The following is a 23988-nucleotide window of genomic DNA, read 5'->3' on the forward strand; positions in this document are numbered from 1 at the left end:
GGAAAGTGAGGGGAGTGAAGTCTCAGGGGCACCGAGCCGTTATATGATGAGGATCCAAAAGGAGGGGTTATGAACCAGCAGGGGTGCGCAGGGAAGCTTTCCGGATTTCTGGTGGCAACGATGGTCCTTTTTTCGGCGGCCTTTGTTTCGGCTGCGGACTTCAAGGGGGTCTCTTTTCCCGATGAGTTGACCATCGGCGCCGAGAAATGTTCCTTGAACGGGATCGGCATCCGAAAGAAGTTCTTCATCGACGTTTATTACGGCGCTTTCTACGCCAAGGACAAGGTGGGGGACGCCACTGCCGCCGTTGAGTCGGACCAGCCCAAGGCCGTGGTGATTCACGTCATCTACAAGCAGGTGGACGCCGACAAGTGGGTGGAAGGCTGGAAGGAAGGATTTGCCAAGAACACCCCCCATCCCGATTCCTCCCTCCGGGAAAGGATGGAGACCTTCATGGGATGGTTCAACGAACCGGTCAAGAAAGGCGAAGAGGTGAGACTCCTCTACGAGCCGGGCGTGGGAACCCATGTGGTGATCAAGGGCGTGGAAAAAGGAGTCGTCCCCGGAGCCGATTTCATGCAGGCCGTCTGGAAGATTTATTTCGGAGAACACCCGGCGTCTGAAGATTTGAAGAAGGCGATGCTGGGTCAATCCTGAACCGAGACGCGGAAGACATGATCGAAGAGATGCAGGGCCCCGGGTTCCTGGTGGAAGTGCCGCCGGGGCATGTCCGTAAGGAAAAGGAAAAGGCTCGGGCCTTGAGAAAGACCCAGTGGTGGCAGCGCCGCATCGCCAAAGGGCGCTGCCACTACTGCGGCGCCAGTGTGCCCCCCCGGGATCTCACCATGGACCATGTGGTCCCGCTGATCCGGGGCGGCCGAACCACCAAGGGAAATGTGGTGCCCTGTTGCAAGGAATGCAACAACAAGAAGAAATATTACCTGCCCATCGAATGGGAAGAGTATCTCAAGACCCTCCAGGCTGGTTTGGACAAGGGGGAGTGAATGGTCCAGCCGAAAGACAGTGCGACGGAATTCGCGGACGTGACCGATTGTTCCCGATGCGAGTTGGCGGTCTATTGTTACACGGAACCCAGCACCTGGATTTTCCGGACCAAATCGGAAATGGCGGAAAAGAGGGAGCGCATGGAACGCTGCCCGGTGAAGGTTGGGCAGGAAAACCGCAAGGCTTCCGCGGGGGGGCTGCCTTCCGCTTGAAGGAAAAGCGGGAACCCATCGCGGTGTGACCCTGATGATGGATCCCCGCCCAGACCTTCGGGGAACGGAACGCGCCGCGACGGCACCGGGAGATTAGGTGAACATGTTGATTTGACAATGGATGGCGTGCTTCAGGTAGTCTTCCGCCGTCTGGATCTCCACCCCGTCGATGAAATCGTCCTGCGTCAGCCCCATCATGTCCACGGTCATCTTGCAGGCCACCAGCTTGATTCCCTCCAATTGGGCCATCTCCAGGAGTTCTTCCAGACAGGGGATTTGGGCCTCATCCATTTTTTTCTTCATCATCTTGGTGGCCATGGCCGCCATGCCGGGAATGGCTCCCAGGGTTCCGGGCGGGATGAAGCGGCACTTGTTCTGATGGTTCTTCCGGATCACATTGATTCCCATGAAGGTGTAGAAGATGGTGGCGTCCATGCCGAGCCGAACGGCATTCAACCCCAGAACCAGGGAAGGAAAGGCGCCGTCCAGGGTGTCCCGGCTGCAGATGAAGGTGCAGGATTTCTTTTCCGAAACGGGATTCGATTGCTGGGTCATCTCTTTATGTCCTCCACATGCTTTTGGGGTGGGTGAAGCCGGGCCTCCGAGCCCGGCCGGCATCAAGCCAGGTCCGTTTCCACTGCGCTCTCTGCGCACACACAATGGATGATCTTCAGGACGTTTCGGTTGGCGATGCGGTAGAAGACCTGGGGGCCCTCCCGCCGTGAGGCCAGAACATCCTTGGATTTCATGAGATTGAGCTGCTGCGAGGTGTAGGCTTGGGGAAGGTCCAAGGCGGTGTAGATCTCGGTGACCGTCTTTTCCCCGCCTTCCAGGAGCTGCAGGATGCGGAGCCGCGCGGGGTGGGCGACGACCCTCAGTATAGCGGCGGCCTTTTCCAGGTGGGCCAGCTGGGCATCCGTGGGAGTCATGGCCTCTCCGTAGATCATGGCGTTAAAATATGCAGATGCCCTAATATATGAGCGCCGCTTCCCGGTCAAGGCCTTTCTCACCTATCCCTCGTGCTCAGGGGCCTTTCCTTTCCTAGGAACCCTTCCTTAGGATACCCAGAGGGGCGATCAACTGCTCCTGGATGGCGGCCTTGGCCCATTCCCGGCCCCGACCGGTCCCCTTTTGGTGCAGTTCCACCAGTTGTCGGATCTGCTTTTCGATCCGCCGGCGCGCCCGGCGGCGGGCTTCCTCCACGGGTGTCCAGTCCAGGGATTCGCGAAAGACGCGAAAGGCCTTCAGGATTTCCGGGAAGAGAAGCTTGGTGAAGGGTCTCAGGAAGGCCACGTAGAAGCCCAGTGCCGCCTCCTTACGGTGTTCCAGGATGTGGGCGAGCAGGCCCCGGTCATCCATGTCGGCGGCCAGATCCTTCAGAACACGGGCATAGACTTCCACGGCGCTGTCGGCATATGTGGCGACAATCTCTTGCCAGATGCCGTTTTCAAAGATCTCCTGGCGCATCTCTCCCATCTCGTGATGCACCCAGGTCTCCAGTTGAGCTTCCGAAATGGTGCGCAAGAGATCGGCATGGCCCCCCGGGTCGGCGTAGACGGCCGGAAGTTCCAATCCATACCGGGACAGGGCGAAATGGAGCGCGTTTCGGGCCGAGGGGCGCATCTCGAAGATCTGTTCCCAGAGAAAGGAGAGCATGGGGTGGTGGCGGGCGTAGATGCTCGAACCCTGTCGCATGGCCGGGGAGGCGAAGATGTCTCGCGCCAGCTCTTTTCCCACGATAAGGATTCGGGCGTCGTCCAAGTGACGGACCTCACGGAGTTCTCCCAGGAAGAAAGAGGGACGCAACCCCGCCACGTATCCCGCGCCGTAGACGAGCCCCCGGGGAATGAGGATCTCGTTGACCCGGTCCACATCGAAGGGGTCCAGCGTCTCGGAAAGAACCTGGAGCGGGGCGAAGCCCTCCGCTTCGATCTTTTCCCAGCGGTCCTCTCTGAGCTCGATCCACGCCAACAGATCCGCGGGCTCGGGCTCGGCCCAGGGCGGCAGCCCGTGCAGCCACTTGTAATGGTCCCGAAGCCTCAGCACCAATCCGCACACGGAGAAGGTGCCCCCGTAAAGAGCTTCCGCCACCAGGCAATTGTGCAAAACCTGCTCGCTCAAATGTTCCACATCCACCATGTTCCGGCCTCCCGCGGCTCGATCCCGACTTGGACCGAATGGATTCAACGCAGTATAACCTTTGGCATGCCGAAAGAAAGGGAGGCGCAGGTGACCGACGAGGAATTGAAGGCCGTCCTGGACCATTTCCATCTTTCCTGGGCGGGGTACCGAAAGGTGAGGAAGGGGGTCAAGAAGAGGCTGGTCCGCACCATGGCAAGGTGGGGCTGTGCCGGAGTGCAAGACTGGCTGGATCTTTGCCGCGTGGATCCGGAGGCGAGACGCCGGTGCCTGCTGGCCTTGGCCGTTCACATCAGCCGCTTTTTCCGGGACCGAAGGCTCTGGTATAGTCTTCAGACGGCCATTGTTCCGGGACTCTGCCGGTGGTGCGGGCCGGTGATGCGGGTCTGGTCGGCGGGGTGCTCTCGTGGAGAGGAGATCTATTCGTTCAAGATTCTCTGGCACGAGCTGGCAAAGGCCGGCCAGCGGCTGCCCCGGCTGGAGGCGTGGGCGACGGATGTGGATCCGCAAGTGCTGGCAATGGCCCGGCAGGCCGTCTTTCAAAAGAGCAGCCTGAAAGAGGTTGGCCGCGAACTTTTGGACGTGTACTTCGAGCCGATCCGGGAGGGGGTCTATCGGGTGGGGGAGTCCGTTCGGGAAGGTATCCACTGGAGCTGTTCGGATCTCTTGCAGGATTCGCCTCCCGCATCAGAGTTCCACCTGATCTTCTTGAGGAATAATCTGCTCACCTACTACTCGGGTGGGCAGGTGGACGAGGCTTTCAGCCGCATCTGGGATAGTCTCGCCGTGGGAGGCTTTCTCGTGACGGGCAGCCGTGAGAAGATGCCGCCCGGTCCGTGGAAGGCCGTGCAAAGTTTCCAGGATCCCCATCTTTTCAGGAAGTGGGGCCAATAGAGACATTGGGAAAGGAGCCGCGGAGGAAACCATGAAGGTGACGTGCTACGGTGCAGCGGGATGTGTGACGGGTTCTTGCTTTCTCATCGACAACGGCTCCAAGATCTTGGTGGACTGCGGCCTTTTTCAGGGCGGCAAGGCCATGGACGCGCTGAACCGGGAGCCATGGCCGTTCAATCCCTCGGAGATCGACGCTCTGCTCTTGACACACGCCCACATTGATCACAGCGGCCGGATTCCCAAGCTGGTTCGGGACGGCTTTCGGGGCCGCATCTACACCACGCCTCCCACGGCGGAACTTTGCAAGATTCTGCTGCTGGATTCCGCCCATATCCAGGAGATGGAGGCGGAATGGAAGACGCGAAAGAACGAGAGGCGGGGGCTGGACCCGGTGGAGCCTCTCTACACCACCGAGGATGCCGAGCGATGTTTTCCTCTCTTCCAGCCCGTGGAAAGGGATCAGGTCTTTTCTCCAACTCCCGGCTACAAGGTGCGGCTTCGCAATGCCGGCCATATCCTGGGTTCCTCCATCCTCGAGATCTGGGATGCCGACGGGGGAGGGACGAAGGTCGTCTTCTCCGGCGACATCGGCAGAAAGGATCAACTGATCGTCAAGGACCCGCACGCCATCTTCGAAGCCGACGTGCTCTTCATTGAATCCACCTACGGCAACCGGCTGCACCGGTCCTTCCCCGAGAGCCTGGACGAGCTGGCCGAGGCCATCCACTACAGCTATCAGCATGGCCAGAAGGTCCTCATACCGGCCTTTGCCGTGGAAAGGACCCAGGAAGTCCTGTACGTGCTGGGAGAGCTGCTCCGTGCCGGCAAGATCCCGCGGCTGCCCATCTATCTGGACAGCCCGTTGGCCATAGCGGCCACCAAGATATTCCGGCAGATGCGCCAATACTACGATGAAGAGACCATGGAGATCGTCAAACAGGGCCACGATCCCTTCTCCTTTCCCGAGCTGATCCTTTCCAAATCGGCGGACGAATCCAAGGCGCTCAATGTGATGGAAGGGCCGGCGGTGATCATTGCCGGAAACGGCATGTGCACCGCGGGCCGCATCAAGCATCATCTGAAGCACAACCTCTGGAAGAAGGGGTGCTCGCTGGTGATCGTGGGATACCAGGCGGAAGGATCCGTCGGACGGCGCCTGATCGAAGGGGCCAAGTCCATTCGGATCTTCGGAGAGGAGATCGTGGTCCGGGCCAAGATCCATACGATCGGCGGTTTTTCCGCCCATGCGGACCGGGACGATCTGCTGGAGTGGATCTCCAACTTCAAGAACCCGGCGCTTCGGGTGGTAGTGATCCACGGGGAGAAGGAAGCAAGCGCTGCCTTTGCCGAGACAATCCGTGAACGGTTCGGGCATCGGGTCTGGACGCCGGCCATCGGAGAGACGCTGGACGTTGCGAAGGACCTGGCGGTGGAGCGGGTGGAACCGGTGCCGGCGGCATGGCTTCAGAAGCTCCACGAGGTGGAGGTTCGCATTGGCGAAGTGCGGCGCATGCTGGAGGCGGCCGAGGACGTCCTGGATCCCGAGACCCAGAAGGAAATCGAGCGGATTTCCAAGGGCTTTCTGGAGACCCTGGAAAAACAGGTACTGGGGCGCCTGAACACGGCGGACGATCTCCAATGACAAGGGCGGTCCCATGAGAGAAGATCTGGAAAAATTCGTGCTTCAAAGGGAAAGGGCGTTGCTGGAAGCCATGGTGGAGAAGGCGGTCCAGAAGGTGCCGCCCGAGAGGCGATCTCAGGTGAGAGAAGCCCTTTTGAGCCGAGCCCGCCTTCACCGCTTGGAACACGGCGGATCCTTCGTCACGGTCCGGGTGGGCGAAGACTGGCTCCCATTGGATCGCGCCGTGGATCGTTTGGCCGATCGTCCTGAGGAATCGGATATCCCGTAAAATCCTGTTTCGGGAGGGAAGCCATGGACGAGAAGAAGGTAGGTACCAAGACGATTCGACTGGTTCAGGGCGACATCACCGAGATGGAAACGGACGCCATCGTCAATGCCGCCAACGCCCAGCTCATCCTGGGGGGCGGCGTGGCCGGGGCGATCCGCACCAAGGGGGGACCGAGCATCCAGGAAGAATGCAACCGCATCGGCGGCACCCATGTGGGAGGGGCCGTCATCACGGGAGCGGGAAATCTGAAGGCGCGTTACGTCATCCACGCCGTGGGGCCGCGGATGGGTGAGGGCGACGAGGACCGAAAGCTGGAAGACGCCACCCGCAACAGCCTGCTTCGGGCCACGGAAAAAAGCCTGGAAAGCGTGGCGTTTCCCGCCATCAGCACGGGGATCTTCGGATTTCCCAAGGACCGTTGCGCCCGAATCATGCTGAAAACGGTGGCGGAGTTCCTGAAGAACGAGAAGACCACCCTACAGGAGGTGGTCTTCTGTTTGTGGGGAGAGGAGGACCTCCGGGTGTTCCGGAAGGCCCTGGGAGAAATGGACTGACGGAAGGGGTCCTATGCTATGCGGCGGCCGTTTGGAGCCGGGCGCGCAGGCGCTCAAAGTCTTCATCGGCGAGGACCTGAAGCGGGCCCGTGGGGCTGAAGTGGATCAGTGAGCGCGTGGCCGGTTCAAAGACCTTTCCCGCCTGCAAAACGGGCTGGACCAGGCGGTAGCGGAATCCTTCGCCCAGATCCAGCAACAGGTCGAAGGTCTCCTCATCTTCCAGAAGAGAAACCATGGCGGCGTTCCGCACGAAGGCCCGACCGTGCATGACGCGGTCTCCCAAGGGATCCTTGACCACTTCCAGGTAGCCGTCCGTGAGTTCCACGGCACGCTCCAAAGGGGTGATGAGATAGGCCCGTTCGATGATGTAAGTGCCTTCCGCAAAGGGAACCCAGTCCGGCATGGACAGCCTCCGATCTTTTTGAGTCTCCATTTGTTTCTCGGCCCGTTGATGCCCGAGGCGTGCAACGCCAACATAGTGAGTCTTGGGCGGACAGGCAACCCTTCTCGGGAAGACCTGCGAAGCCCGGCGGGCCGTTTTGCCGGCCGGTGCCGGGTGGTCGTTTCTAACGGAAAAGGAGATAAGTGTGCACAAAACGCCGTTGGATGTGGTTCTGGCTCAGATTGAATCCAAATACAAGGTGGAGGTGACGGATCTTCGCATCGGAGGTGAAACCCTGAAGATCGCCCAACTGGCCGACTTCGAGGGCACCATCGAAAAACTCGTGGAACAAGACCGCCTCTCTCTGGACGATCTCCCCCTGTGGGCCAAGGTCTGGGAAGCCTCTTTCGTGCTGGCTTCGTTTCTCGGCAGTCAGAAGGTGATTCCGGACCGGAGAATCCTGGAAATCGGCGCCGGCATCGGCGTGGTCGGGGTCTATGCCGCCGTGAAGGGCCATCGGGTGACGATCTCGGACGTGAACGAGGATGCCCTGCTCTTTGCGCGAGCCAACGTGCTGTTGAACCGATGCGAAGACCGGGCGGAAGTGCGCCGGATCGATTGGAATTCTCCCCAGGTGCCCGCACCATACCCCATGATTGTGGGCTCTGAGGTGGTTTACGACCGCGGGAGCTATCCGAGCCTGGTCCGATTTCTCGATGAGGCCCTGGCGCCGGGGGGTACCATTGTCCTGGCCAAGAACAAGCAACTGAAAGCCCCCGGGTTCTTTGCGGAGCTGGTCAAGGAATTCCGATATAAGGAAAAGGTGGTGCGGCTGACGGGTTCCGACGAAGTGACCGAGGTGGGGCTCTACGCCGTGAGGCGAAAGAGCGAGATTTGATTCGGAGAGGGGGCCCGTGTTGACAGGGAGCGAACCGACGACCCTATGGGAAAGCTTGGAGATTGCCACGCCCCGGGGAGCCATACCGGCGGTCCTGCACCACCCCCGGCCGTCTTCGCTGCAGGGGGTGCCTTCCCGCCCGGTGGTGGTGTGCTGCCACGGGATGTTGAGCTCCATGCAAAGTTCGAAATTTGTCGGGGCGGCCGACCGGCTGGCCGAAAACGGCCTGCTCGCGCTGCGTTTCGATTTCACCGGGTGCGGTGACAACCGGAGCGCCCCGGCGGAAAGCCTTCTGGCCACCCGACAAAGCGACCTGGGGGAGGTCCTCCGCTGGGCGGAGAAACTGGGCTGCGCCGGACCGGTGGGGCTTTTCGGATCCAGCCTGGGCGGGTTTCTGTCCCTTCTTCTGGCCTCCCGCTTTTCTGAGCGGGTGCGCGCCGTGGTCACTTGGGCGGCTCCGTACGATCTTACGGAGCTCTTCCCCGGCATACCCGCCTCACGCTCTTCGTCCCCGGCTTGGCCTTTGGGGCTTCCCTTGGGGGAACCGACGGTCGTTCAGGAGAGTCCCGACTTGACCCACGTGCTGGTGGTGCACGGAATGGGCGATGAGATCGTACCCTGGTCCCATGCCGTGAACATTTACAGAAAGGTTGGGGAGCCCAAGCGGATCCTGCTCTTGGAGGAGGGGGACCACCGGTTTGTGGATAACACGGTTCGCAATCGCCTCCTGGACGTGACCGTGGACTGGTTCCGAAAATGGCTGCTACCGCAGGAGGCGGGTTGTGCTTGATGTCGTCTCGGTGAAGGCCGCTGGCGCGGAAACCGCTTGGATGGGCGGGGAGGGAACCCCGCCCGTGCGCAACGGATCAAGTCCTACGTGCAGGGGCAGGCTTCCTGCACGTCAGGTCGGCATGCTACGGAAAACGTCTAAAAAAGACCTCCCGAAGTCACGGAAACTCCGGATTTCTTCGCAGCAAGGTGGCCGTGTTGTGGGCGACCCGCAACGGCTCGGGGATCCGATAGCGCCGTACGCACCTTTCCACCAAGGCGAGGGAACTTTCCAGGTCCGCCTTGTGCCCCGGGGACACATAGATGGGTTTCACGCCGGTGCGCGAGCGGTAGACGTATCCCACGGGATCGCCGTCGAGCGATAGAAGACTTCGGGACCCCTTTTCGATTCCCACGGGATCGTGGGTTCCGCACAGGCGCTTCTTGGCGCAACCCACCGTGGGGATGTCCAGAAGCAGGCCCACATGGCAGGCCAGCCCGAAGCGCCTGGGATGTGCCAGCCCCTGGCCGTCGCAAAGGAAGACATCCGGGCGGAGCTCCAGCTGGTGGAAGGCCGCCGTCAGGGCGGGCGCTTCCCGGAAGCTGAGCAGCCCCGGGACGTAGGGAAATTCCACGGGCCGGCGGACGTGCACCTTTTCCAGGAGCTGCAAGTCGGGCCAGGAAAACGTGACGACCACGGCAATCAATTCTCGGGAAGGAAGGTAGGACAGATCGGCGGCCGCCAGGACGTGGAAACGGGCGGGCAGGGGCCGAAGTTCGACCCTGCCCGCCAGCTCCTTCTGAAGGGCGATGGCTTCCGCGGGTGTGAGCGAAGGGGAGCCCATGGAACGGTCAGGTGCGGTCATGGGCCGTCTCAACACGCGCAAGGCTTAAGCGCACCTGGAAAATCCGCAGGCCCGGCACACGATGCAGCCTCCTTCGTGCTCCACGGACGCACCACAATCCGGGCATGCTCCCATTTCTTGAAGGGCGGATTCCACGTTGGCCTGGGCCTGGTGGTTGAGCACCTTGGCGATGGCATCGGTGCACGAAAGGATCTGCTCCCCGTTTTGCCAAACGGGGGACGGACAGCGGATGCCCATGAGTTGGCGGATGATGGATTCGATCCGCACGCCTGAGCGCAGGGCCAGGGAGATGAGCCGGGCGGTGGCCTCGATCTGGGAATAGGCGCAGCCCCCCGCCTTGCCCATCTGAGCGAACACTTCGCAGAAGCCGTACTCATCCCGGTTAATGGTGACGTAGAGCTTTCCGCAGCCCGTGTTGATGCGTTCCGTAGCCCCGATGGTCTTGTCCGGCCTCGGACGGGGTTCCACCTGGGGATAGTCGGGTTTTTTCTGGATGTTGAGGACCTGGACGTCCCGGCTTCCGTCCCGATAGATGGTCAGCCCCTTGCACCCACTCTTGTAGGCCTGGATGTAGGCGTCGTAGACATCCTGCGGGGTGGCCGAGTTGGGAAAATTGATGGTCTTGCTCACCGCGTTGTCCGTGTGCCTTTGAAACGCGGCCTGGATCCGGATGTGCCACTCGGGGGTCACATCATGGGCCACCACGAACACGCGGCGCACCTCTTCGGGAATCTCGGAGAAGCCCTGGATGCTGGCCTTGGAGGCGATGCGCTTCATGAGTTCCCGGCTGTAGAAGCCCTTCTCCTTGGCCGCCTTCTCAAACAGGGGATGCACCTCCAGGAGTTCCTCGCCGTCCAAGACCTTGCGAACGAAGGTGACGGCGAAGATGGGCTCCACACCGCTGGAACACCCGGCCAGAATGCTGATGGTACCGGTGGGCGCAATGGTGGTGGTGGTGGCGTTCCGCATGTAAGGTCCGGCACCGCCCTTTTCCGGGTCGTGGACGGATCCCTTGAAGTTGGGGAAGTTTCCCCGGGTCTTGCCCAGTGCGGCGGAGGCGGCCTTGGATTCCCTTTGGATGAAGGCCATGACCTCTTCGGCCGTTTCCACGGCCTCCTCGGAATTGTAGGGAATGCCGAGGGCGACCAGCATGTCCGCAAAGCCCATGACGCCCAGCCCGATCTTGCGGTTGGCCAGGGTCATCTCGCGGATCTTGGCCAGCGGGTATTTGTTCACATCGATCACGTTGTCCAGAAAATGGACCGCCTCCCAGACCACCTCCTTCAGGTGCTCGTAATCGATGCCGCCGTCTTTCACCATGTGGGAAAGATTGATGGAGCCCAGGTTGCAGGATTCGTAGGGCAGCAGAGGCTGCTCGCCGCACGGGTTGGTGCTTTCGATGCGGCCCACGTGGGGTGTGGGATTGTCTTTGTTGATGGTGTCGATGAAGATGACTCCCGGCTCCCCGTTTTTCCACGCCGACTGAACGATCCGGTCAAAGACCTTCCGGGCGGAAAGGCGGCCCATCTTTTCGCCGGTCCGGGGGTTGACCAGGTCGTACTCCTCGTCCTCTTCCAGGGCCCTCATGAAAGCGTCGGTGATGGCCACCGAGATGTTGAAGTTGGTCAAACGGTCGTTGTCGTGCTTGCACGTGATGAACCGTTCGATGTCCGGATGATCCACCCGCAGAATGCCCATGTTGGCGCCTCGTCGACGCCCGCCCTGCTTGATGGTGTCCGTGGCGGAGTCGAAGACGGCCATGAAGCTCACGGGCCCGCTGGCCACCCCGTTGGTGCTTTTCACCACATCCCCTTCGGGGCGAAGTCTTGAAAAGGAAAAACCCGTGCCTCCGCCGCTCTGATGGATCTTGGCTGCATGCTTCACCGCCTCGAAGATCTCTTCCAGGGAGTCGCCCACGGGGAGCACGAAGCAGGCCGAAAGCTGTCCCAGTTCCGTGCCGGCGTTCATGAGGGTGGGGGAATTGGGCATGAAATCGAGGGACGTCATGAGGTTGTAGAAGCGAACCGCCGTCTCCTCCACCTCTTCTTCGGTGGCGCCGTAGTTGGCGTCCGCCTCCGCGATGGCCTGAGCCACCCGCCAGAAGAGCTCCTCCGGGGTCTCGGCCGGCTCCCCTTTGTGATCCTTTTTCAGGTACCGTTTGCGCATGACCAGAAGCGCATTGGGGGTGAGCCGCACCTTTCGTAACGTCCTTTTTCGCGAACTCTTGGTCTTTCCCATGGTCATTCGGGCCGGCTGACCGCCCGCCAAAGAATCGCCGGTTGGAGTGCTGTCCGTGGATGCCGTGGGCACGCCTCCTTCGTCCATCATCATCGATTGCTCCATGCACTCAGGTCAAATAGTGGGTGAATAGACTTCTGCATTCCTGATCCAATCTTATGGAGCGCCATCATAAGCGAAAAGGATCGACGCTCCAATACATAATTATCCAAGTGAAGTCCATTTGTTAAGCCTAACAACTGAGAAGTTCAGCAGATTCCGCATGCGCGGCGCCGAGGGGCGGTGGTTGACTTCCGAAGACCATTGCGCGAAAAGCCCAAGTGCCCTAAAACCCTTTGGTTGTGAAGGGCGGGTCCGGCGTCGTGCCGCCGCCTGAAGAGCCTAGAATCGGAAAGGTCGATGAATGGACGCGAAAAAAGGCATGGATGAAGTCTTGCTGGTGGATACCCACGCCCACTTGGACTTTCCCGAACTCATTCAGGATCTGAAAGGAGTCTTCCGCCGTTGCGCCCAGGCCGGGGTGGATCGAATCGTCACGGTGGGCATCGATCGAGCCAGCAGCCAAAAGGCGGTCTCATTGAGCGGGGAATATCCCTTTGTCTTCGCCACCGTGGGCCTTCACCCCCATGGCGCGCGGGAACTGGGGGAGCGGGATCTGGAGGAGATGGCCGCGTTGGCACGAAACCCCAAAGTGGTGGCGCTGGGAGAAATGGGGCTGGACTATTTCCGGGATCGACAGCCCAGGCCCGTCCAACGGCGATGTTTCGGCCAGCAGCTTGAGCTGGCGGCGGAGATGAAGCTTCCCGCGGTTTTTCATATCCGGGATGCCTTCGAAGACTTTTTCCGGGAGGTGATGCCCTGGGTGCCCAAACTTGTACCCAGCGTGCTCCACTGTTTTTCCGGGGACTGGCCGGTGGCGAAAAAGGCACTGGACCTGGGATTTTATCTCTCCATCCCCGGAACGGTGACCTACAAAAACGCCGTCGCGCAGCAGGAAGTGGTCCAAAAGGCTCCCCTGGAGCGCCTCCTGGTGGAGACGGACGCTCCCTTCCTCACGCCAGTACCGTTTCGCGGCAAGCCCAACGAACCCGCTCTGGTTCGGTATACGGCGCACCGAATCGCCGAGCTGAGAGGTTGTCCCCTTGAGACGGTGGCCCGGGCCACCACCCGGAACGCCTACAAGGTTCTCGGACTGGAACAGCGGGCAGGATAGGGGAAGGATATGTATCGGATGAAAGAAGCCCTCATTCTGGCCTCGGCCTCCCCCCGCCGTCGGGAACTTCTTGCCGGCTTGGGCCTGCGGTTTCAGATCGTGCCCAGCCGTGTGGAGGAACCCCCCATCGGCGATCATCCCGACGAGGGCGTTCGGGCTCTGGCCGCTTCCAAGGCCCGGGAGATCTCCACGAGGTTTCCCGAAGCGTGGGTGCTGGCGGCGGACACCATTGTGGTGTTGGGAGGCAAGGTGTTCGGCAAACCGGCGGACGAGAAGGATGCGGAGGAAATGCTCCGCCAACTGAGCGGCCGGACCCATGAGGTACTGACGGCCGTAAGCCTGGCTCATCGGGGCCGCGGTTTTTTCCAAACCCAGGCCGTGCGTACGCAGGTTTCTTTCCGCGATTTGAAGGATGGGGAAATCCGGGCCTACGTGAAGACCGGAGAGCCCATGGACAAGGCGGGGGCGTACGGCATCCAGGGGGTGGGAGCCTTTCTGGTACAACGGGTGCACGGATCCTACACCAATGTGGTGGGCCTTCCCTTGGCGGAAACGGTGGATCTGTTGATGAAGCACGGCGTGATTGAGCCGTCGGCCTGAGGGCGGAACTCCAAAGGGGACTGGGAGGAGCCATGGACGCAATAAGGGAGAATCTGCAGCGGATCCGGGATCGTATCCGAAATGCCTGTGGGCGGGCGGACCGCGATCCGGGTTCGGTCCGGCTTATCGCGGTATCCAAGACGGTCGCTCCGGAGAGGATACGCCAGGCGGCCGCCGTGGGACTGAACGTCTTCGGGGAGAACTACGTCCAGGAGGCCCTTGGCAAGATGGACTCGTTGGGGGACTTGAACCTGGAGTGGCACTTTATCGGACACCTGCAGACGAACAAGGTGAGACAGGCGGTTCCCCATTTCCATTGGATCCAGACGGTGGACCGGGTGAAGCTCGCCCGGGAGATCGACCGGAGGGCCGAAGCGCTGGGGAAGTCTATGCCGGTGCTGCTTCAGGTCCATTTGGGCGGCGAGGAGACCAAGGCGGGGGTGGATCCCGAGGATCTCCCCGATCTTTTTGAGGAGGTGAGCCGAATGAGCTGCCTGGAGGTGAGGGGCCTCATGACGCTTCCGCCTTATTTGGAAGACCCGGAAGAGGTGCGGCCCTATTTCAGGCAGCTGCGTCGGCTTCTCGAGGTGCTTCGGGACAGGGCGTCCGAGCCGGAGCGGCTCACGGAGCTTTCCATGGGCATGAGCCACGACTTCGAAGTGGCCATCGAAGAGGGTGCCACCATGGTGCGCGTCGGAACCGCGCTCTTCGGGCCCCGCCTGTCTTAGGACGTTGCCCGACAATTTCAGAACGGCTCTGGCAGCTTATCGGAAAACGCCAAGCAAGCCCGCTTTTCTCGTAGCGCAGCCCTCTAGGGCTGCGGAGGAATCCCCGGGCGTCGCAGGGACCATCGGCTATTGCCTGCCACTTCATCGGGTTTGGATAACCTCTTTTCGCGGGGCTAAAGCCCCGCGGCTACGAAAGAAGACGGATTCCTTTTGGGTTGATGCAGGAAACCCGCTCGCGGACGAGCTCCTAGAATTCTTCGTTGTTCCAGACTGTCCATGATGGGGGTAGGGGTGGAAGAGCGCCCTTCGGGGGGCGTATCAGTCCCGGGAGGCTTTAAGGCGTTGGCGAACCGCTTCGGCCAGGGCGATGGAGGCGGCGGCGGCCGCGTTCAGGGACTGCACCGGTCCCATCGCGGGGATCTTGGCCAGAATATCGCATTTTTTCTTCACAAGGGCGCGTAGGCCGCTGTGTTCGTTCCCCACCACCAGCCCCACCGGCACGGATAGATCCACGTCAAAGAGGGAGACCTGGCCCTCCAGATCGAGACCCACGAGCCAGAGGCCCGCCTCCTTCAGTCGGTCCATGGCGCGTGCCAGATTGGTCACAAGAGCAATGGTCAGGTGAGCCGGCGCGCCGGCCGCGGCTTTGAAGGCGGCCGGCGTGATGAGAGCAGATCGATCCTTGGGCAGGACCACGTGGGAAATTCCGAGGAAGCAGGCGCTTCGAAGGATGGCTCCCAGGTTCTGCGGGTCCTGGATGCAATCGAGCAGGAGCCAAGGGCGGGCGGCGGCTTCGGTTTCAATCAGCAGGTTTTCCAGGTCCGCGTAGGGGAAGTGGCTCACGCGGAGCGCTATGCCCTGGTGGTTGCCGTGGCCCAGGGTCTGCGAAAGGGCTCTCTTGTCCACCCAATGGACGGGAATCCCATTTTCACGGGCTGCGTCCACGATCTCTCGGACCCGCGCATCTTCCCGGCTGTGAAGCACCTCCCGGACCAGGCCCCCGTGGGCGAAGAGGAACTCCCGTGCGGGATTGACCCCATAGATCCACAAAGGGTCTTGGTGGCGGCTGGGTTTCTTTTCCATCATGGGGGCCTCGATGGTGCGATTCCTCGACGTGGGGCTTAGGCCGGGGCCTTCAGAAGGGACTGGAGCACATGGGCCGATCGCAGGCGTTGACAGCGGGAAGCCCGGAATACGGACACCAGGTCCTGGACGGCCGCGTCCAGGACGTCGTTGACGATGAGGTAGTCGTACCACGGTGCCTCCTGCAGTTCCGAAAACGCCGCTTTCAGCCGAAGTTCCAGTTGCTCGGGGGACTCGGTGCCTCGGCCCTGAAGGCGCTGTCGCAAGACCCCCATGGAAGGGGGAAGGATGAAGATGGTCGTGGCCGACGGGTGGTGGGCTCGGACCTGGCGGGCGCCTTGCACGTCGATCTCCAGGATCACGTCCCAGCCTTCCTGGAGCCATTCATGGACGATCCTGCCATCGGTGCCGTAGTAGCGGCCGTGAACGAGAGCCCATTCCAGGAAGCGCCCGGTGCGAACGCCCTCTTCGAACTCGTCTTGGCTCAAGAAGAAATAGTCCCGGCCGTGCTCTTCGCCGGGCCGCGGCGGCCGCGTGGTGCAGGAAACCGAATAGCGCAGGTCCGGCACGGTTTCCAGGACTCGCTTCAACAGGGTTGTCTTGCCCACACCGGAAGGAGCGGAAATCACGAAAAGGTGGCCCGAAGGTTTTCCGTTCATGCTATTTGGCACCCTTGGCCGACGGGGCTTCCCGGTTGCCGTGATCCTGCAACAGGCGCTGGGCGATGGTCTCGGCCTGAACCCCGGACAGGATCACATGGTCGCTGTCCGTAATGATGATGGACCGGGTGCGGCGCCCCATGGTGGCATCGATCAGTTTGTTGGCCTGTTTGGCGTCCTCCTTCAGGCGTTTCATGGGGGCGGAGCTGGGGGAAACGATGGCCACGATGCGGTTGGCCACCACCGTGTTTCCGAATCCGATGTTGAGTAGTTTGATCTCCATGGGGCGTCCTCACTCGATGTTTTGCACCTGTTCTTTTAACTTGCCGATCTCGTTTTTCATGCGAACCACGGCCTGAGAAATGCCCAGATCGTTGGTCTTGGATCCAATGGTGTTGACCTCCCGATGGAGCTCCTGGGTGAGGAAGTCCAGCCGGCGTCCTTCGGCGGCGCCGTCCCCGCTGATCAGGTCGCGGATCTGGCCCAAGTGGCTTTGAAGACGAACCAATTCCTCGTTGATGTCCATCCGGTCCAGCATGTAGGCGACCTCCTGAAGCAGCCTGTTCTCGTCCAAGTCGCCTCCCAGATCCTGGAGGAGCGTCTGGATTTTTTGCTTGAGTTTCCCGGCCAGCTCTTCCTGCACCGCATTTTGGCGCTCGGCCACAAGCGCCGCGTCTTTCTCGATTGCCCCCACTCGTTCCAGGATGTCCCGGGCCAGGGCGCTTCCCTCCTGCGACCTCATCCCCACAAGCTGCTCAAGGGCGGTCTGCGTGGCTTGGCGCAGTGTAAGGCCCAATTGCTTCACGTCGTGGGATTCGTCCGGACTTTCGAAGAGGCCGGGCATCCGTAGAAGATGTTCCAGTCGCGGAGGTTCGGAACCCGGCAGGGACAGGTGGAGCTGCTGCAGGTCCTGCCAGTAATAGCGGGCCAAGACCGCGTTGATCCGAGGGGCCTTCAGTTGGGCGACCAGCGGCTCTACCTGAATGAAGGCCTCCACGCGGCCCCGCTGCAGCCGGCTTCTCACCTCATCCCGGACGACATCTTCCAGCTCCAGGAGGTTCTTGGGGAGTCGCACGATCAGATCCAGGTGTTTTCCATTGACGCTGCGCAGTTCCACCTGGACGCGATAGAGATCCCCTTCGGCGATCCCTTTGCCGTAACCGGTCATGCTTCGTATCAATCCATCTCCTCCATGAGCAGACTCTTGTGGGTGGGGATCGACCCTCCGCGCTGCATGAGCAGAAGCCCCCGGAGCAGGCCGAACAGGTACCGGGCTTCCCGGTCGGCGTAATCCGGATAGGTCCAGGGCAGGGGGCGGTAGCATCCTTTCTGGAAAAGCAGCGTGAGGTCCGCGTAGATGCCGTCCCTCAAGTAGATCCGGTGGGTGTAGTTCTTGCCCGTTGCCAGAACCAGGCGTTCCTCGCTCAAGATTCCGGGGTCGATGTTGGCACGCCGGCGCCCCCGATCCGCCAGGGTCTTTTCGATCTGGTTGGTGGCCAGCTTGATCGCGGGAAGATCCCCGGGATCCACCAGGCGCTCGAAGCTTCCGAAACATCTCAAGATGCCGGGCCCCATCTCCTTTTCGTAGTAGGAAGTGAAGGTGAAGGGCTGCGGTCGGCTCACGAAGTCCAAGGGGCCGAAAGGATCCTGCAGGGCGGCCAGCACGGGCCCCTTGTCCTGACCTGCGGCCAGAAGCAGTCCGAAGACCAGCTTGCACGGCCTGGGGGGGGATGGAACGCTCACGACCGCCCCCGCTGTCCGTCCGTCAGCGCCCGGATCAGTTGCTCCGCCCGAACCGTGGCGGTTCCCACTTCGCCCACCACGATGCCTGCGGCCGCATTGGCCAAAATGGCGGCGTCTCTCACCTCCAGCCCCGCCGCCAAGGCCAGGGCCATGGTGGCGATCACCGTATCTCCGGCACCCGTGACGTCGAAGACCTTTCGGGCAACCGTGGGGATGTGAAAGGGAGCCGCGTCCCGTTCGAACAGGCTCATGCCGTCGGGGCCTCTCGTGATGAGCACTCTTCGGCACTCCAAGCGGTCCAGGAGATTCCGGCCCGCCATCAAGAGGGTTTCTTCGTCGGAAATGGAGACACCGGACATGGCCGAAGCCTCGGCGCTGTTCGGGGTGATCAGATCCGCTCCCCGGTAGCAGGCGGCGTTGCGGACCTTGGGATCGACCAGGACCGGCACATGATGCCGGGCCGCCAGATCCCGAACGGCTGCCATCAGTTGGGAGGTGATCAAACCCTTGCCGTAATCCGAAACCACCACCACGTCCGTTCCGGGAAAATGGGCCGACAGGGCGTCGAGGGCTTGTCCGTACACTTGCGGGTCCGCCGGGCGGGGATCTTCCCGGTCGAATCGAACCACCTGCTGATGGTGGGCGATGATGCGGGTCTTCTGAATGGTGGGGCGTCCGGGGACCTTCACGAGGCCCGAGGTTGCGATCTGCAGATCTTCCAGTTGACGCAGGAGTTCGCGGCCGGCGGCGTCATCTCCGATCATTCCCACCAAGGCGGGCTGCCCCCCCAAGGAAGCGATGTTGTGCACCACGTTGGCGGCGCCACCCAACAACTGTGTCTCTCGGCGCACCTCCACGACGGGAACCGGGGCCTCTGGAGAGATCCGTTGAACCTCCCCCCAGATGAACACATCCAGCATCACGTCTCCGATGACGAGAACGCGGCGACCCGGGAAATGTTCTATGCCGGCGATGAGCTGGGGCGTGCGATCGGCGAGTTGGGCGGGCAAGGCGATCATGGCCGGACGATTCACGAGAGGGGCTTGGCTTCGTCGATGAGCATGATGGGAATGCCGTCTCGGATCTCGTAAAGAAGCCGGCATTGGTCGCAGATGAGCCCGTCTTCCGCCTCATTGAGGCGAACGGGGCTTTTGCATTTGGGACATGCCAGGATGTCGAGCAATTCTTGACTGATACCCATGACCTTTCGGGATCCTTTCTAGCGGTTGAGAAACTTGACCTTGTTCTCTATATCCCCTTCGTTGTCTTCCTTTTCCATGTCCAGGAGCTGCCGGTAGGTTTCGATGGTGGAACGGAGCTTGGTTTCGAGCTGGGTGCGCTGGCGCTTGAGTTCATGAATGTCCTCGTGAAGCTGGGCCAGTCGCTGGTGGGCCGTCTGCAGGATCTTTTCGGCCTTGAGCTCCGCATCCGCCAAAATGAGCTTGGCCTCCTTTTCCGCATTGGCCTTGATCTGTTCGGTGGCCTTCTGGGCATTGAAGAGCACGTTGCGAATGGCCTTTTCGCGATCCCGGTGTTCGGCATTCTCCTTTCGGAGCTGCTGCAGTTCCTTTTCCAGCTCCTTTCGATCCAGTTGGAGCCGGTGGAGGTCCTCGGCCAGCTGATGCAGGAACAGTTCCACCTCGCGCCGGTCATACCCCCGCCAGGCCGTGCGAAACCGCTTGTTTTCGATATCCAGTGGCGTCCACTCCATCCAAGCCTCCTTTCTCCAGAGGCGGGTTCCTTCAGGTCCTCAACACAAGGGCCATTTCCCTCAAGGACGGAACCAGGAAGTTCTGAAGGAAGATCAGGATCAGGATGACAATCATGGGAGAGAAGTCGATCCCTCCGAAAAAGGCTGGAATCCTTCGCCGGATGGCATAGAGAACCGGTTCCGTGATGCTGTAAAGAAAGCGAACAATGGGATTGTACGGATCCGGGTTGACCCAGGAGAGAATGGCTCGGGCGATGATGATCCACATGTAGGCAGTGAAGACGATATCGAGGATTCGTGCCAGCGCGAACAGCAGGTTGCTCAAGACGAACATGGCTTCAGGCCCTTTCCTGTCGGGAACTGGTTGGGGGCGGACGGCGGTCGTCCGACCACATCATCGCCCGATAACTACAGTTTTTGGGCGAAGGTGTCAATGAATATGCCGAATCGGAAGAAATCGCCGGATTCCGTGGCCGGGGCTCCCCTTATTCGTCTGGAGCCAGGACGGGTTGCGGCGGGGCGGCGGGGATGGCCAGAGATCCTGCCAGGATCCCCCCTCCCAGAAGAGCCAACCCGAAAGCAGTGGAGGGACCGACGGTTTCTCCCAGGATTAGAAAGGCCAGAAGGGAGGCCCCGATGGGCTCCCCCAGGGTGAGGACGGCCACGGCGGTGGCCGAAAGGTGGCGCAGGGCCCAGTTGAAGGAAGAGTGGCCCAACAATTGGGGCACAAGGGCCAAGAGGATCAGCGCGCCGTAGGTCGTGGGCGTAAAGCCGGTCAGGGGAGTTCGGGTGATGAAGGCCAGGGCCAGTAAAGTCAGAGCGGCCGTTCCATAGGTTCCCACCAGGTAGGATACGAGGGGCATGTGGGGCCTTGCAGCGCGCCCCGCCAGCAGATATCCGCTCGCCATCAACGCACCCAGGATGGCCAGGAGATCGCCGGTGAACGATTCGTTCCGGGATTGAAAGTCAAAGCCGGTCACGATGGCGCTTCCGGCCAGGCAGGCCGCAAGGCCGACCCAAAGCCAGGGGCGCGGCCTTTCCTTGAACAGAGCAGCGGAGAAGAGGGCGGTAAAAAGGGGGCTGGTGCTGACCAGCATAACGGAACTGGCCACGCTCGTTTTCTGAAGCGATTCGATCCAAAAGACGAAGTGGAAGGCAAGAAAAAGGCCGGAGAGAGTCAGGAGCTTCCACGGGCCCGAAAATGCAGGACGGGCTGGATCGCTCACGGAGGACCAAAGGAGCCTGGGCAAGAGAACCAGGGCGGCCAAGGTGACCCGATAGGTGGCAATGGCAAGGGACGGTGCTTCGGCGAAGCGGATGAGAATGGAGGCGAAGGAAATGGCAAGGATCCCGAGGCCGATGACGGCGCACAACATAAGAAGAGAGGGCCGTTCGTGGCTCTGTTCCCCCTGAGCTGCTGCCGGGGCGAGCCGGGTTCGGGAATCTGAGCGGGGGCGTCTCATGGGATCTCCTTGGTCCTGCCTAGCGGCCATGGTGGCTTTTGTTCCACCCCTCGCGGATGAAAAAGTCTGCACCGGGGCGCTGTCCCCCCTCTTTTCGATCATTGCCATCGGCGTTCATTCGCGGTTTTCCTTCATAGGCCATGCAATCTCGCGACGGTTGCGGGCGAAAACATTTGCCGTCTTGGGGGAAGCCGTGTCAAGGTTTCTTTCGGGCGAATCCACGGGCCTGATGGAAGGGTGGGGCGCCATAAGAGCGATGATTGAGGCAAGGGAGGATGGCATGGAAAAGACGCCCGTACCCATTGGGAGAAAACCGCTGGCCGGCACCGTCCTCAAGGCTGCTGTTTTTTTGCTCTTCATTGCGGGGGCCGTCTACGGGGTGCGCCACACAGCGCTCGGTGATTACCTGGATCCCGCCTCCCTGGAGCGGGTGCTCACGGAGGCCGGTCTTTGGGCTCCCATCTTCTTTGTGGGGATCTACGCGGTGGGGGTTTGCCTGTTTGTCCCCGGCACGGTGCTTACGGGTCTGGGGGCCGTGATCTTCGGACCCTATTGGGGGTTTGTCTATGTGTGGGTGGGGGCCATGCTGGGAGCGGCGGCGGCCTTCTGGATCGCTCGAACGCTGGGCCGGGACTTTGCGGCGAGTCTCATCGGGGACCGGCTCCGCAGGTACGATGAGGCCATCGAACGAAACGGATTTGCTACGGTGCTCTACCTTCGGCTCATCTATTTCCCCTTCACGCCCCTGAACTTCGGCCTGGGCCTCACAAAGATCCGTTTTGTTGACTATCTGGCCGGTACGGGGATCGGCATCCTGGTGGGGACCTTCATCTTCACCTTCTTTATCGGGACCCTCAAAGAGATCTGGGCGAGCGGACGCTGGGAAGCCTTGCTGACTCCCAAGGTTCTGCTGTCCTTGGCGCTTTTTGCGGGCTCGTTCTTCATTCCGGTGGTGGTGAAGAGGCTGCGGGGCGAGCCGCAACAGGAATAGCCCAGAGGGGTGGTTCATTTTTGATTCCAGTGCTTGACAGGGAACCGGAACCGCTGCTATAAAGGAGAGCTCGAATGGGCTGGCGTAGCTCAACGGTAGAGCAGCTGATTTGTAATCAGCAGGTTGCGGGTTCGAATCCCATCGCCAGCTCCAGATGAGCCGAAGCAGGCGGTCAAATTTTTGCTTGCTTTTCAAAAAAGCCTGTGATAGCTAGGGGCGCCTTTGCGGCCCGGAAGAAGGCACAAGGGCGCGAAGTTGTGGAGAGGTTCCCGAGTGGCCAAAGGGAGCAGACTGTAAATCTGCCGGCGAAGCCTTCGGAGGTTCGAATCCTCCCCTCTCCACCAAACTTCCACACATGTAGGAGATGGTGGCAGCGCGAGCGGGCCATTGTCGTTCGAACTACATGGAATCGCCGGGACCAAAACGGTGCTGATAGCGCGCGCAGTGCCGGCATGGAGAGGTTCCCGTAATTCGAGCACAATCCCGTCATGCATCTCCGCCCAGTGAAGGATGGGCCCACGTAGCTCAGGAGGTAGAGCACTTCCTTGGTAAGGAAGAGGTTCACCGGTTCGAGCCCGGTCGTGGGCTCCATTTTTTTTTGCCTTCCAATTCTTTGGGCCGAACTCTGCCGCATCCATTCCCTGCAGTGTGCTGTCGTGAAATCCGACCTTTGGCGGGCTTGGATCTTGTCTGTTGCGTATTGAGTTTTGCAGTCAATGAGGTGAGGAGGAAGCGCGATGGCGAAGAAGAAGTTTGAGCGGACGAAGCCGCATGTGAACGTGGGGACCATTGGTCACATCGACCATGGGAAGACGACGTTGACGGCGGCGATCACCAAGCAGCTGGCACTTCGGGGCAAGGCGGAGTTTGTGCCGTTCGATCAGATCGACAAGGCACCGGAGGAGCGCGAGCGCGGGATCACGATTGCGACGGCGCACGTGGAATACGAGACGGACAAGCGTCACTATGCCCACGTGGACTGTCCGGGTCACGCGGACTACATCAAGAACATGATCACGGGTGCGGCGCAGATGGACGGGGCCATTTTGGTGGTGGCGGCCGACGACGGTCCCATGCCGCAGACGCGGGAGCACATTTTGCTGGCCCGTCAGGTGGGTGTGCCCAACATCGTGGTGTTTCTGAACAAGGTGGACATGGTGGACGATCCGGAGCTCATCGAGCTGGTGGAGCTGGAGCTTCGGGAGCTTTTGAGCAAGTACGGATTTCCGGGAGACGATGTGCCGATCGTGAAGGGTTCGGCTCTGAAGGCTCTGGAGTCGGATGATCCGGAGAGCCCGGAGGCGGCGTGCATCTTTGAGCTGATGGATGCGGTGGACAGCTACATTCCGGATCCGGTTCGGGATGTGGACAAGCCGTTCCTGATGCCCATCGAGGATGTCTTTTCCATCAGCGGCCGCGGCACGGTGGTGACGGGTCGCGTGGAGCGCGGGGCGATCACGGTGGGTGAGGAAGTGGAGATCGTGGGCTTTCGGCCGACCACCAAGACGGTGTGCACGGGCGTGGAGATGTTCCGCAAGACGCTGGACCGCGGAGAGGCGGGCGACAACGTGGGTCTGCTGCTTCGCGGGATCAAGCGCGACGAGGTGGAGCGCGGTCAGGTGGTGGCCAAGCCGGGGAGCATCACGCCGCATACGAAGTTCAAGGCGGAAGTGTACGTTTTGAAGAAGGAAGAAGGCGGCCGTCATACGCCGTTTTTCCCGGGGTACCGTCCGCAGTTTTATTTCCGGACCACGGACGTGACGGGCGTGGTGACGCTTCCCGAGGGCGTGGAGATGGTGATGCCGGGCGACAACGTGAACATGGAAGTGCACCTGATCGCCCCGGTGGCCTTGGAAAAGGAGCTTCGCTTCGCCATCCGCGAAGGCGGACGCACCGTGGGGGCCGGCGTCGTCACCGACATCATCGAGTAG

General features: G+C 61.0%; 30 protein-coding genes and 3 tRNA genes. 17 read left to right on the plus strand and 16 right to left on the minus strand.

What is annotated here, in order from left to right; all coding sequences use genetic code 11:
- The first annotated feature begins 69 nt into the window (after positions 1-69).
- From BUB04_RS10150 to BUB04_RS10160, 3 genes are read left to right on the plus strand one after another with little or no spacing between them, the layout of a single operon-like run.
- The gene (locus tag BUB04_RS10150) at positions 70-657 is read left to right on the plus strand and encodes a chalcone isomerase family protein (protein ID WP_073038974.1); all 588 of its coding nucleotides are present in this window, start codon (positions 70-72) and stop codon (positions 655-657) included.
- 17 nt (positions 658-674) lie between these two features.
- Complete coding sequence (locus tag BUB04_RS10155; RefSeq protein WP_084076383.1) at positions 675-1004, plus strand: HNH endonuclease; 330 nt, start codon at positions 675-677, stop codon at positions 1002-1004.
- Positions 1005-1217 carry a hypothetical protein gene (locus BUB04_RS10160; RefSeq protein ID WP_073038976.1) on the plus strand — a complete coding sequence of 71 codons (213 nt, stop codon included), beginning with the start codon at positions 1005-1007 and terminating at the stop codon, positions 1215-1217. It abuts the gene before it with no gap.
- Positions 1218-1310: 93 nt separating this feature from the next.
- Here BUB04_RS10160 and BUB04_RS10165 read toward each other — a convergent pair whose 3' ends face one another.
- The 3 genes from BUB04_RS10165 to BUB04_RS19340 form a co-directional block, all read right to left on the minus strand.
- Positions 1311-1772, minus strand: coding sequence for a DsrE/DsrF/DrsH-like family protein (locus BUB04_RS10165; protein WP_073038978.1), 462 nt, complete (start codon positions 1770-1772; stop codon positions 1311-1313).
- A 62-nt stretch (positions 1773-1834) separates the two neighbouring features.
- Positions 1835-2146, minus strand: coding sequence for an ArsR/SmtB family transcription factor (locus BUB04_RS10170; RefSeq protein ID WP_073038980.1), 312 nt, complete (start codon positions 2144-2146; stop codon positions 1835-1837).
- A 112-nt stretch (positions 2147-2258) separates the two neighbouring features.
- Positions 2259-3356 (minus strand): Sfum_1244 family protein, encoded by a 1098-nt coding sequence (locus BUB04_RS19340; protein ID WP_073038982.1) that lies wholly within the window; start codon positions 3354-3356, stop codon positions 2259-2261.
- Between the two features lie 90 nt (positions 3357-3446).
- Between BUB04_RS19340 and BUB04_RS19345 the strand changes: the two genes are divergently transcribed.
- From BUB04_RS19345 to BUB04_RS10195, 4 genes are read left to right on the plus strand one after another with little or no spacing between them, the layout of a single operon-like run.
- Positions 3447-4250, plus strand: a complete 804-nt coding sequence (locus BUB04_RS19345; RefSeq protein ID WP_178371962.1) for a CheR family methyltransferase — start codon at positions 3447-3449, stop codon at positions 4248-4250.
- A 31-nt stretch (positions 4251-4281) separates the two neighbouring features.
- Positions 4282-5892, plus strand: a complete 1611-nt coding sequence (locus BUB04_RS10185) for an MBL fold metallo-hydrolase RNA specificity domain-containing protein (RefSeq protein WP_073038986.1) — start codon at positions 4282-4284, stop codon at positions 5890-5892.
- 13 nt (positions 5893-5905) lie between these two features.
- Positions 5906-6160 (plus strand): hypothetical protein, encoded by a 255-nt coding sequence (locus BUB04_RS10190; protein ID WP_073038988.1) that lies wholly within the window; start codon positions 5906-5908, stop codon positions 6158-6160.
- A gap of 23 nt (positions 6161-6183) precedes the next feature.
- Positions 6184-6714: a macro domain-containing protein gene (locus BUB04_RS10195; RefSeq protein WP_073038990.1), complete on the plus strand. Its 531-nt coding sequence runs from the start codon at positions 6184-6186 to the stop codon at positions 6712-6714.
- A 16-nt stretch (positions 6715-6730) separates the two neighbouring features.
- Here BUB04_RS10195 and BUB04_RS10200 read toward each other — a convergent pair whose 3' ends face one another.
- Complete coding sequence (locus BUB04_RS10200; protein WP_073038992.1) at positions 6731-7117, minus strand: hypothetical protein; 387 nt, start codon at positions 7115-7117, stop codon at positions 6731-6733.
- A 184-nt stretch (positions 7118-7301) separates the two neighbouring features.
- Here BUB04_RS10200 and BUB04_RS10205 point away from each other — a divergent pair, with 184 nt between their 5' ends.
- Positions 7302-7994: a class I SAM-dependent methyltransferase gene (locus BUB04_RS10205; protein ID WP_073038994.1), complete on the plus strand. Its 693-nt coding sequence runs from the start codon at positions 7302-7304 to the stop codon at positions 7992-7994.
- A gap of 16 nt (positions 7995-8010) precedes the next feature.
- Entirely contained in the window at positions 8011-8784 is a 774-nt protein-coding gene (locus BUB04_RS10210) for an alpha/beta hydrolase family protein (protein WP_143156442.1), read from the plus strand.
- Between the two features lie 157 nt (positions 8785-8941).
- Here the strand turns inward: BUB04_RS10210 and nfi are convergent, their stop codons facing one another.
- The gene (gene nfi, locus BUB04_RS10215) at positions 8942-9628 is read right to left on the minus strand and encodes a deoxyribonuclease V (protein ID WP_073039001.1); all 687 of its coding nucleotides are present in this window, start codon (positions 9626-9628) and stop codon (positions 8942-8944) included.
- 24 nt (positions 9629-9652) lie between these two features.
- Entirely contained in the window at positions 9653-11866 is a 2214-nt protein-coding gene (locus BUB04_RS10220; protein ID WP_073039034.1) for a vitamin B12-dependent ribonucleotide reductase, read from the minus strand.
- A gap of 403 nt (positions 11867-12269) precedes the next feature.
- Between BUB04_RS10220 and BUB04_RS10225 the strand changes: the two genes are divergently transcribed.
- Genes BUB04_RS10225 through BUB04_RS10235 form a run of 3 tightly spaced genes read left to right on the plus strand, consistent with a single transcriptional unit; the run spans position 12270 to position 14407 of the window.
- Positions 12270-13079, plus strand: coding sequence for a TatD family hydrolase (locus tag BUB04_RS10225; protein WP_178371963.1), 810 nt, complete (start codon positions 12270-12272; stop codon positions 13077-13079).
- An 18-nt stretch (positions 13080-13097) separates the two neighbouring features.
- Positions 13098-13679, plus strand: a complete 582-nt coding sequence (locus BUB04_RS10230) for a Maf family protein (RefSeq protein ID WP_218588422.1) — start codon at positions 13098-13100, stop codon at positions 13677-13679.
- A 32-nt stretch (positions 13680-13711) separates the two neighbouring features.
- Positions 13712-14407 (plus strand): YggS family pyridoxal phosphate-dependent enzyme, encoded by a 696-nt coding sequence (locus BUB04_RS10235; RefSeq protein ID WP_073039007.1) that lies wholly within the window; start codon positions 13712-13714, stop codon positions 14405-14407.
- A 318-nt stretch (positions 14408-14725) separates the two neighbouring features.
- Here BUB04_RS10235 and rlmB read toward each other — a convergent pair whose 3' ends face one another.
- The 10 genes from rlmB to BUB04_RS10285 all read right to left on the minus strand — a co-directional run bounded on the left by rlmB (position 14726) and on the right by BUB04_RS10285 (position 21066).
- The gene (gene rlmB, locus BUB04_RS10240) at positions 14726-15493 is read right to left on the minus strand and encodes a 23S rRNA (guanosine(2251)-2'-O)-methyltransferase RlmB (RefSeq protein ID WP_073039010.1); all 768 of its coding nucleotides are present in this window, start codon (positions 15491-15493) and stop codon (positions 14726-14728) included.
- A 35-nt stretch (positions 15494-15528) separates the two neighbouring features.
- The gene (gmk, locus tag BUB04_RS10245) at positions 15529-16149 is read right to left on the minus strand and encodes a guanylate kinase (RefSeq protein WP_073039012.1); all 621 of its coding nucleotides are present in this window, start codon (positions 16147-16149) and stop codon (positions 15529-15531) included.
- 1 nt (position 16150) lies between these two features.
- Positions 16151-16432: an extracellular matrix/biofilm regulator RemA gene (gene remA / locus BUB04_RS10250; RefSeq protein WP_073039014.1), complete on the minus strand. Its 282-nt coding sequence runs from the start codon at positions 16430-16432 to the stop codon at positions 16151-16153.
- A 9-nt stretch (positions 16433-16441) separates the two neighbouring features.
- Positions 16442-17329: a YicC/YloC family endoribonuclease gene (locus tag BUB04_RS10255; RefSeq protein WP_073039016.1), complete on the minus strand. Its 888-nt coding sequence runs from the start codon at positions 17327-17329 to the stop codon at positions 16442-16444.
- Positions 17326-17892 (minus strand): DUF4416 family protein, encoded by a 567-nt coding sequence (locus tag BUB04_RS10260; RefSeq protein WP_073039018.1) that lies wholly within the window; start codon positions 17890-17892, stop codon positions 17326-17328. Before BUB04_RS10260 ends, BUB04_RS10255 begins: the two co-directional genes overlap by 4 nt.
- The gene (gene rfaE1 / locus BUB04_RS10265) at positions 17889-18926 is read right to left on the minus strand and encodes a D-glycero-beta-D-manno-heptose-7-phosphate kinase (RefSeq protein ID WP_218588423.1); all 1038 of its coding nucleotides are present in this window, start codon (positions 18924-18926) and stop codon (positions 17889-17891) included. The genes BUB04_RS10260 and rfaE1 overlap by 4 nt, the downstream gene beginning before the upstream one ends.
- A complete protein-coding gene (locus BUB04_RS10270) occupies positions 18923-19093 on the minus strand; it encodes a Trm112 family protein (RefSeq protein WP_073039019.1) in 171 nt (56 codons plus the stop codon). Before BUB04_RS10270 ends, rfaE1 begins: the two co-directional genes overlap by 4 nt.
- Before the next feature lie 18 nt (positions 19094-19111).
- Positions 19112-19603 carry a DivIVA domain-containing protein gene (locus BUB04_RS10275; RefSeq protein ID WP_073039021.1) on the minus strand — a complete coding sequence of 164 codons (492 nt, stop codon included), beginning with the start codon at positions 19601-19603 and terminating at the stop codon, positions 19112-19114.
- A 31-nt stretch (positions 19604-19634) separates the two neighbouring features.
- Positions 19635-19937 carry a YggT family protein gene (locus tag BUB04_RS10280; protein ID WP_073039022.1) on the minus strand — a complete coding sequence of 101 codons (303 nt, stop codon included), beginning with the start codon at positions 19935-19937 and terminating at the stop codon, positions 19635-19637.
- A 151-nt stretch (positions 19938-20088) separates the two neighbouring features.
- Positions 20089-21066: a DMT family transporter gene (locus BUB04_RS10285; protein ID WP_178371964.1), complete on the minus strand. Its 978-nt coding sequence runs from the start codon at positions 21064-21066 to the stop codon at positions 20089-20091.
- Positions 21067-21346: 280 nt separating this feature from the next.
- On the opposite strand from BUB04_RS10285, the gene BUB04_RS10290 reads away from it, so the two are divergent.
- The 5 genes from BUB04_RS10290 to tuf all read left to right on the plus strand — a co-directional run bounded on the left by BUB04_RS10290 (position 21347) and on the right by tuf (position 23988).
- Positions 21347-22057 (plus strand): TVP38/TMEM64 family protein, encoded by a 711-nt coding sequence (locus tag BUB04_RS10290; RefSeq protein ID WP_073039026.1) that lies wholly within the window; start codon positions 21347-21349, stop codon positions 22055-22057.
- Positions 22058-22135: 78 nt separating this feature from the next.
- Positions 22136-22210, plus strand: a tRNA-Thr gene (locus BUB04_RS10295).
- Between the two features lie 106 nt (positions 22211-22316).
- Positions 22317-22401: transfer RNA gene (locus BUB04_RS10300), tRNA-Tyr, on the plus strand.
- A gap of 170 nt (positions 22402-22571) precedes the next feature.
- A tRNA-Thr gene (locus tag BUB04_RS10305) sits at positions 22572-22648 on the plus strand.
- A 146-nt stretch (positions 22649-22794) separates the two neighbouring features.
- Positions 22795-23988, plus strand: coding sequence for an elongation factor Tu (gene tuf / locus BUB04_RS10310; RefSeq protein WP_073037120.1), 1194 nt, complete (start codon positions 22795-22797; stop codon positions 23986-23988).

Origin of the sequence: Desulfacinum infernum DSM 9756 (assembly GCF_900129305.1) — a bacterium.
Lineage (GTDB): Bacteria > Desulfobacterota > Syntrophobacteria > Syntrophobacterales > DSM-9756 > Desulfacinum > Desulfacinum infernum.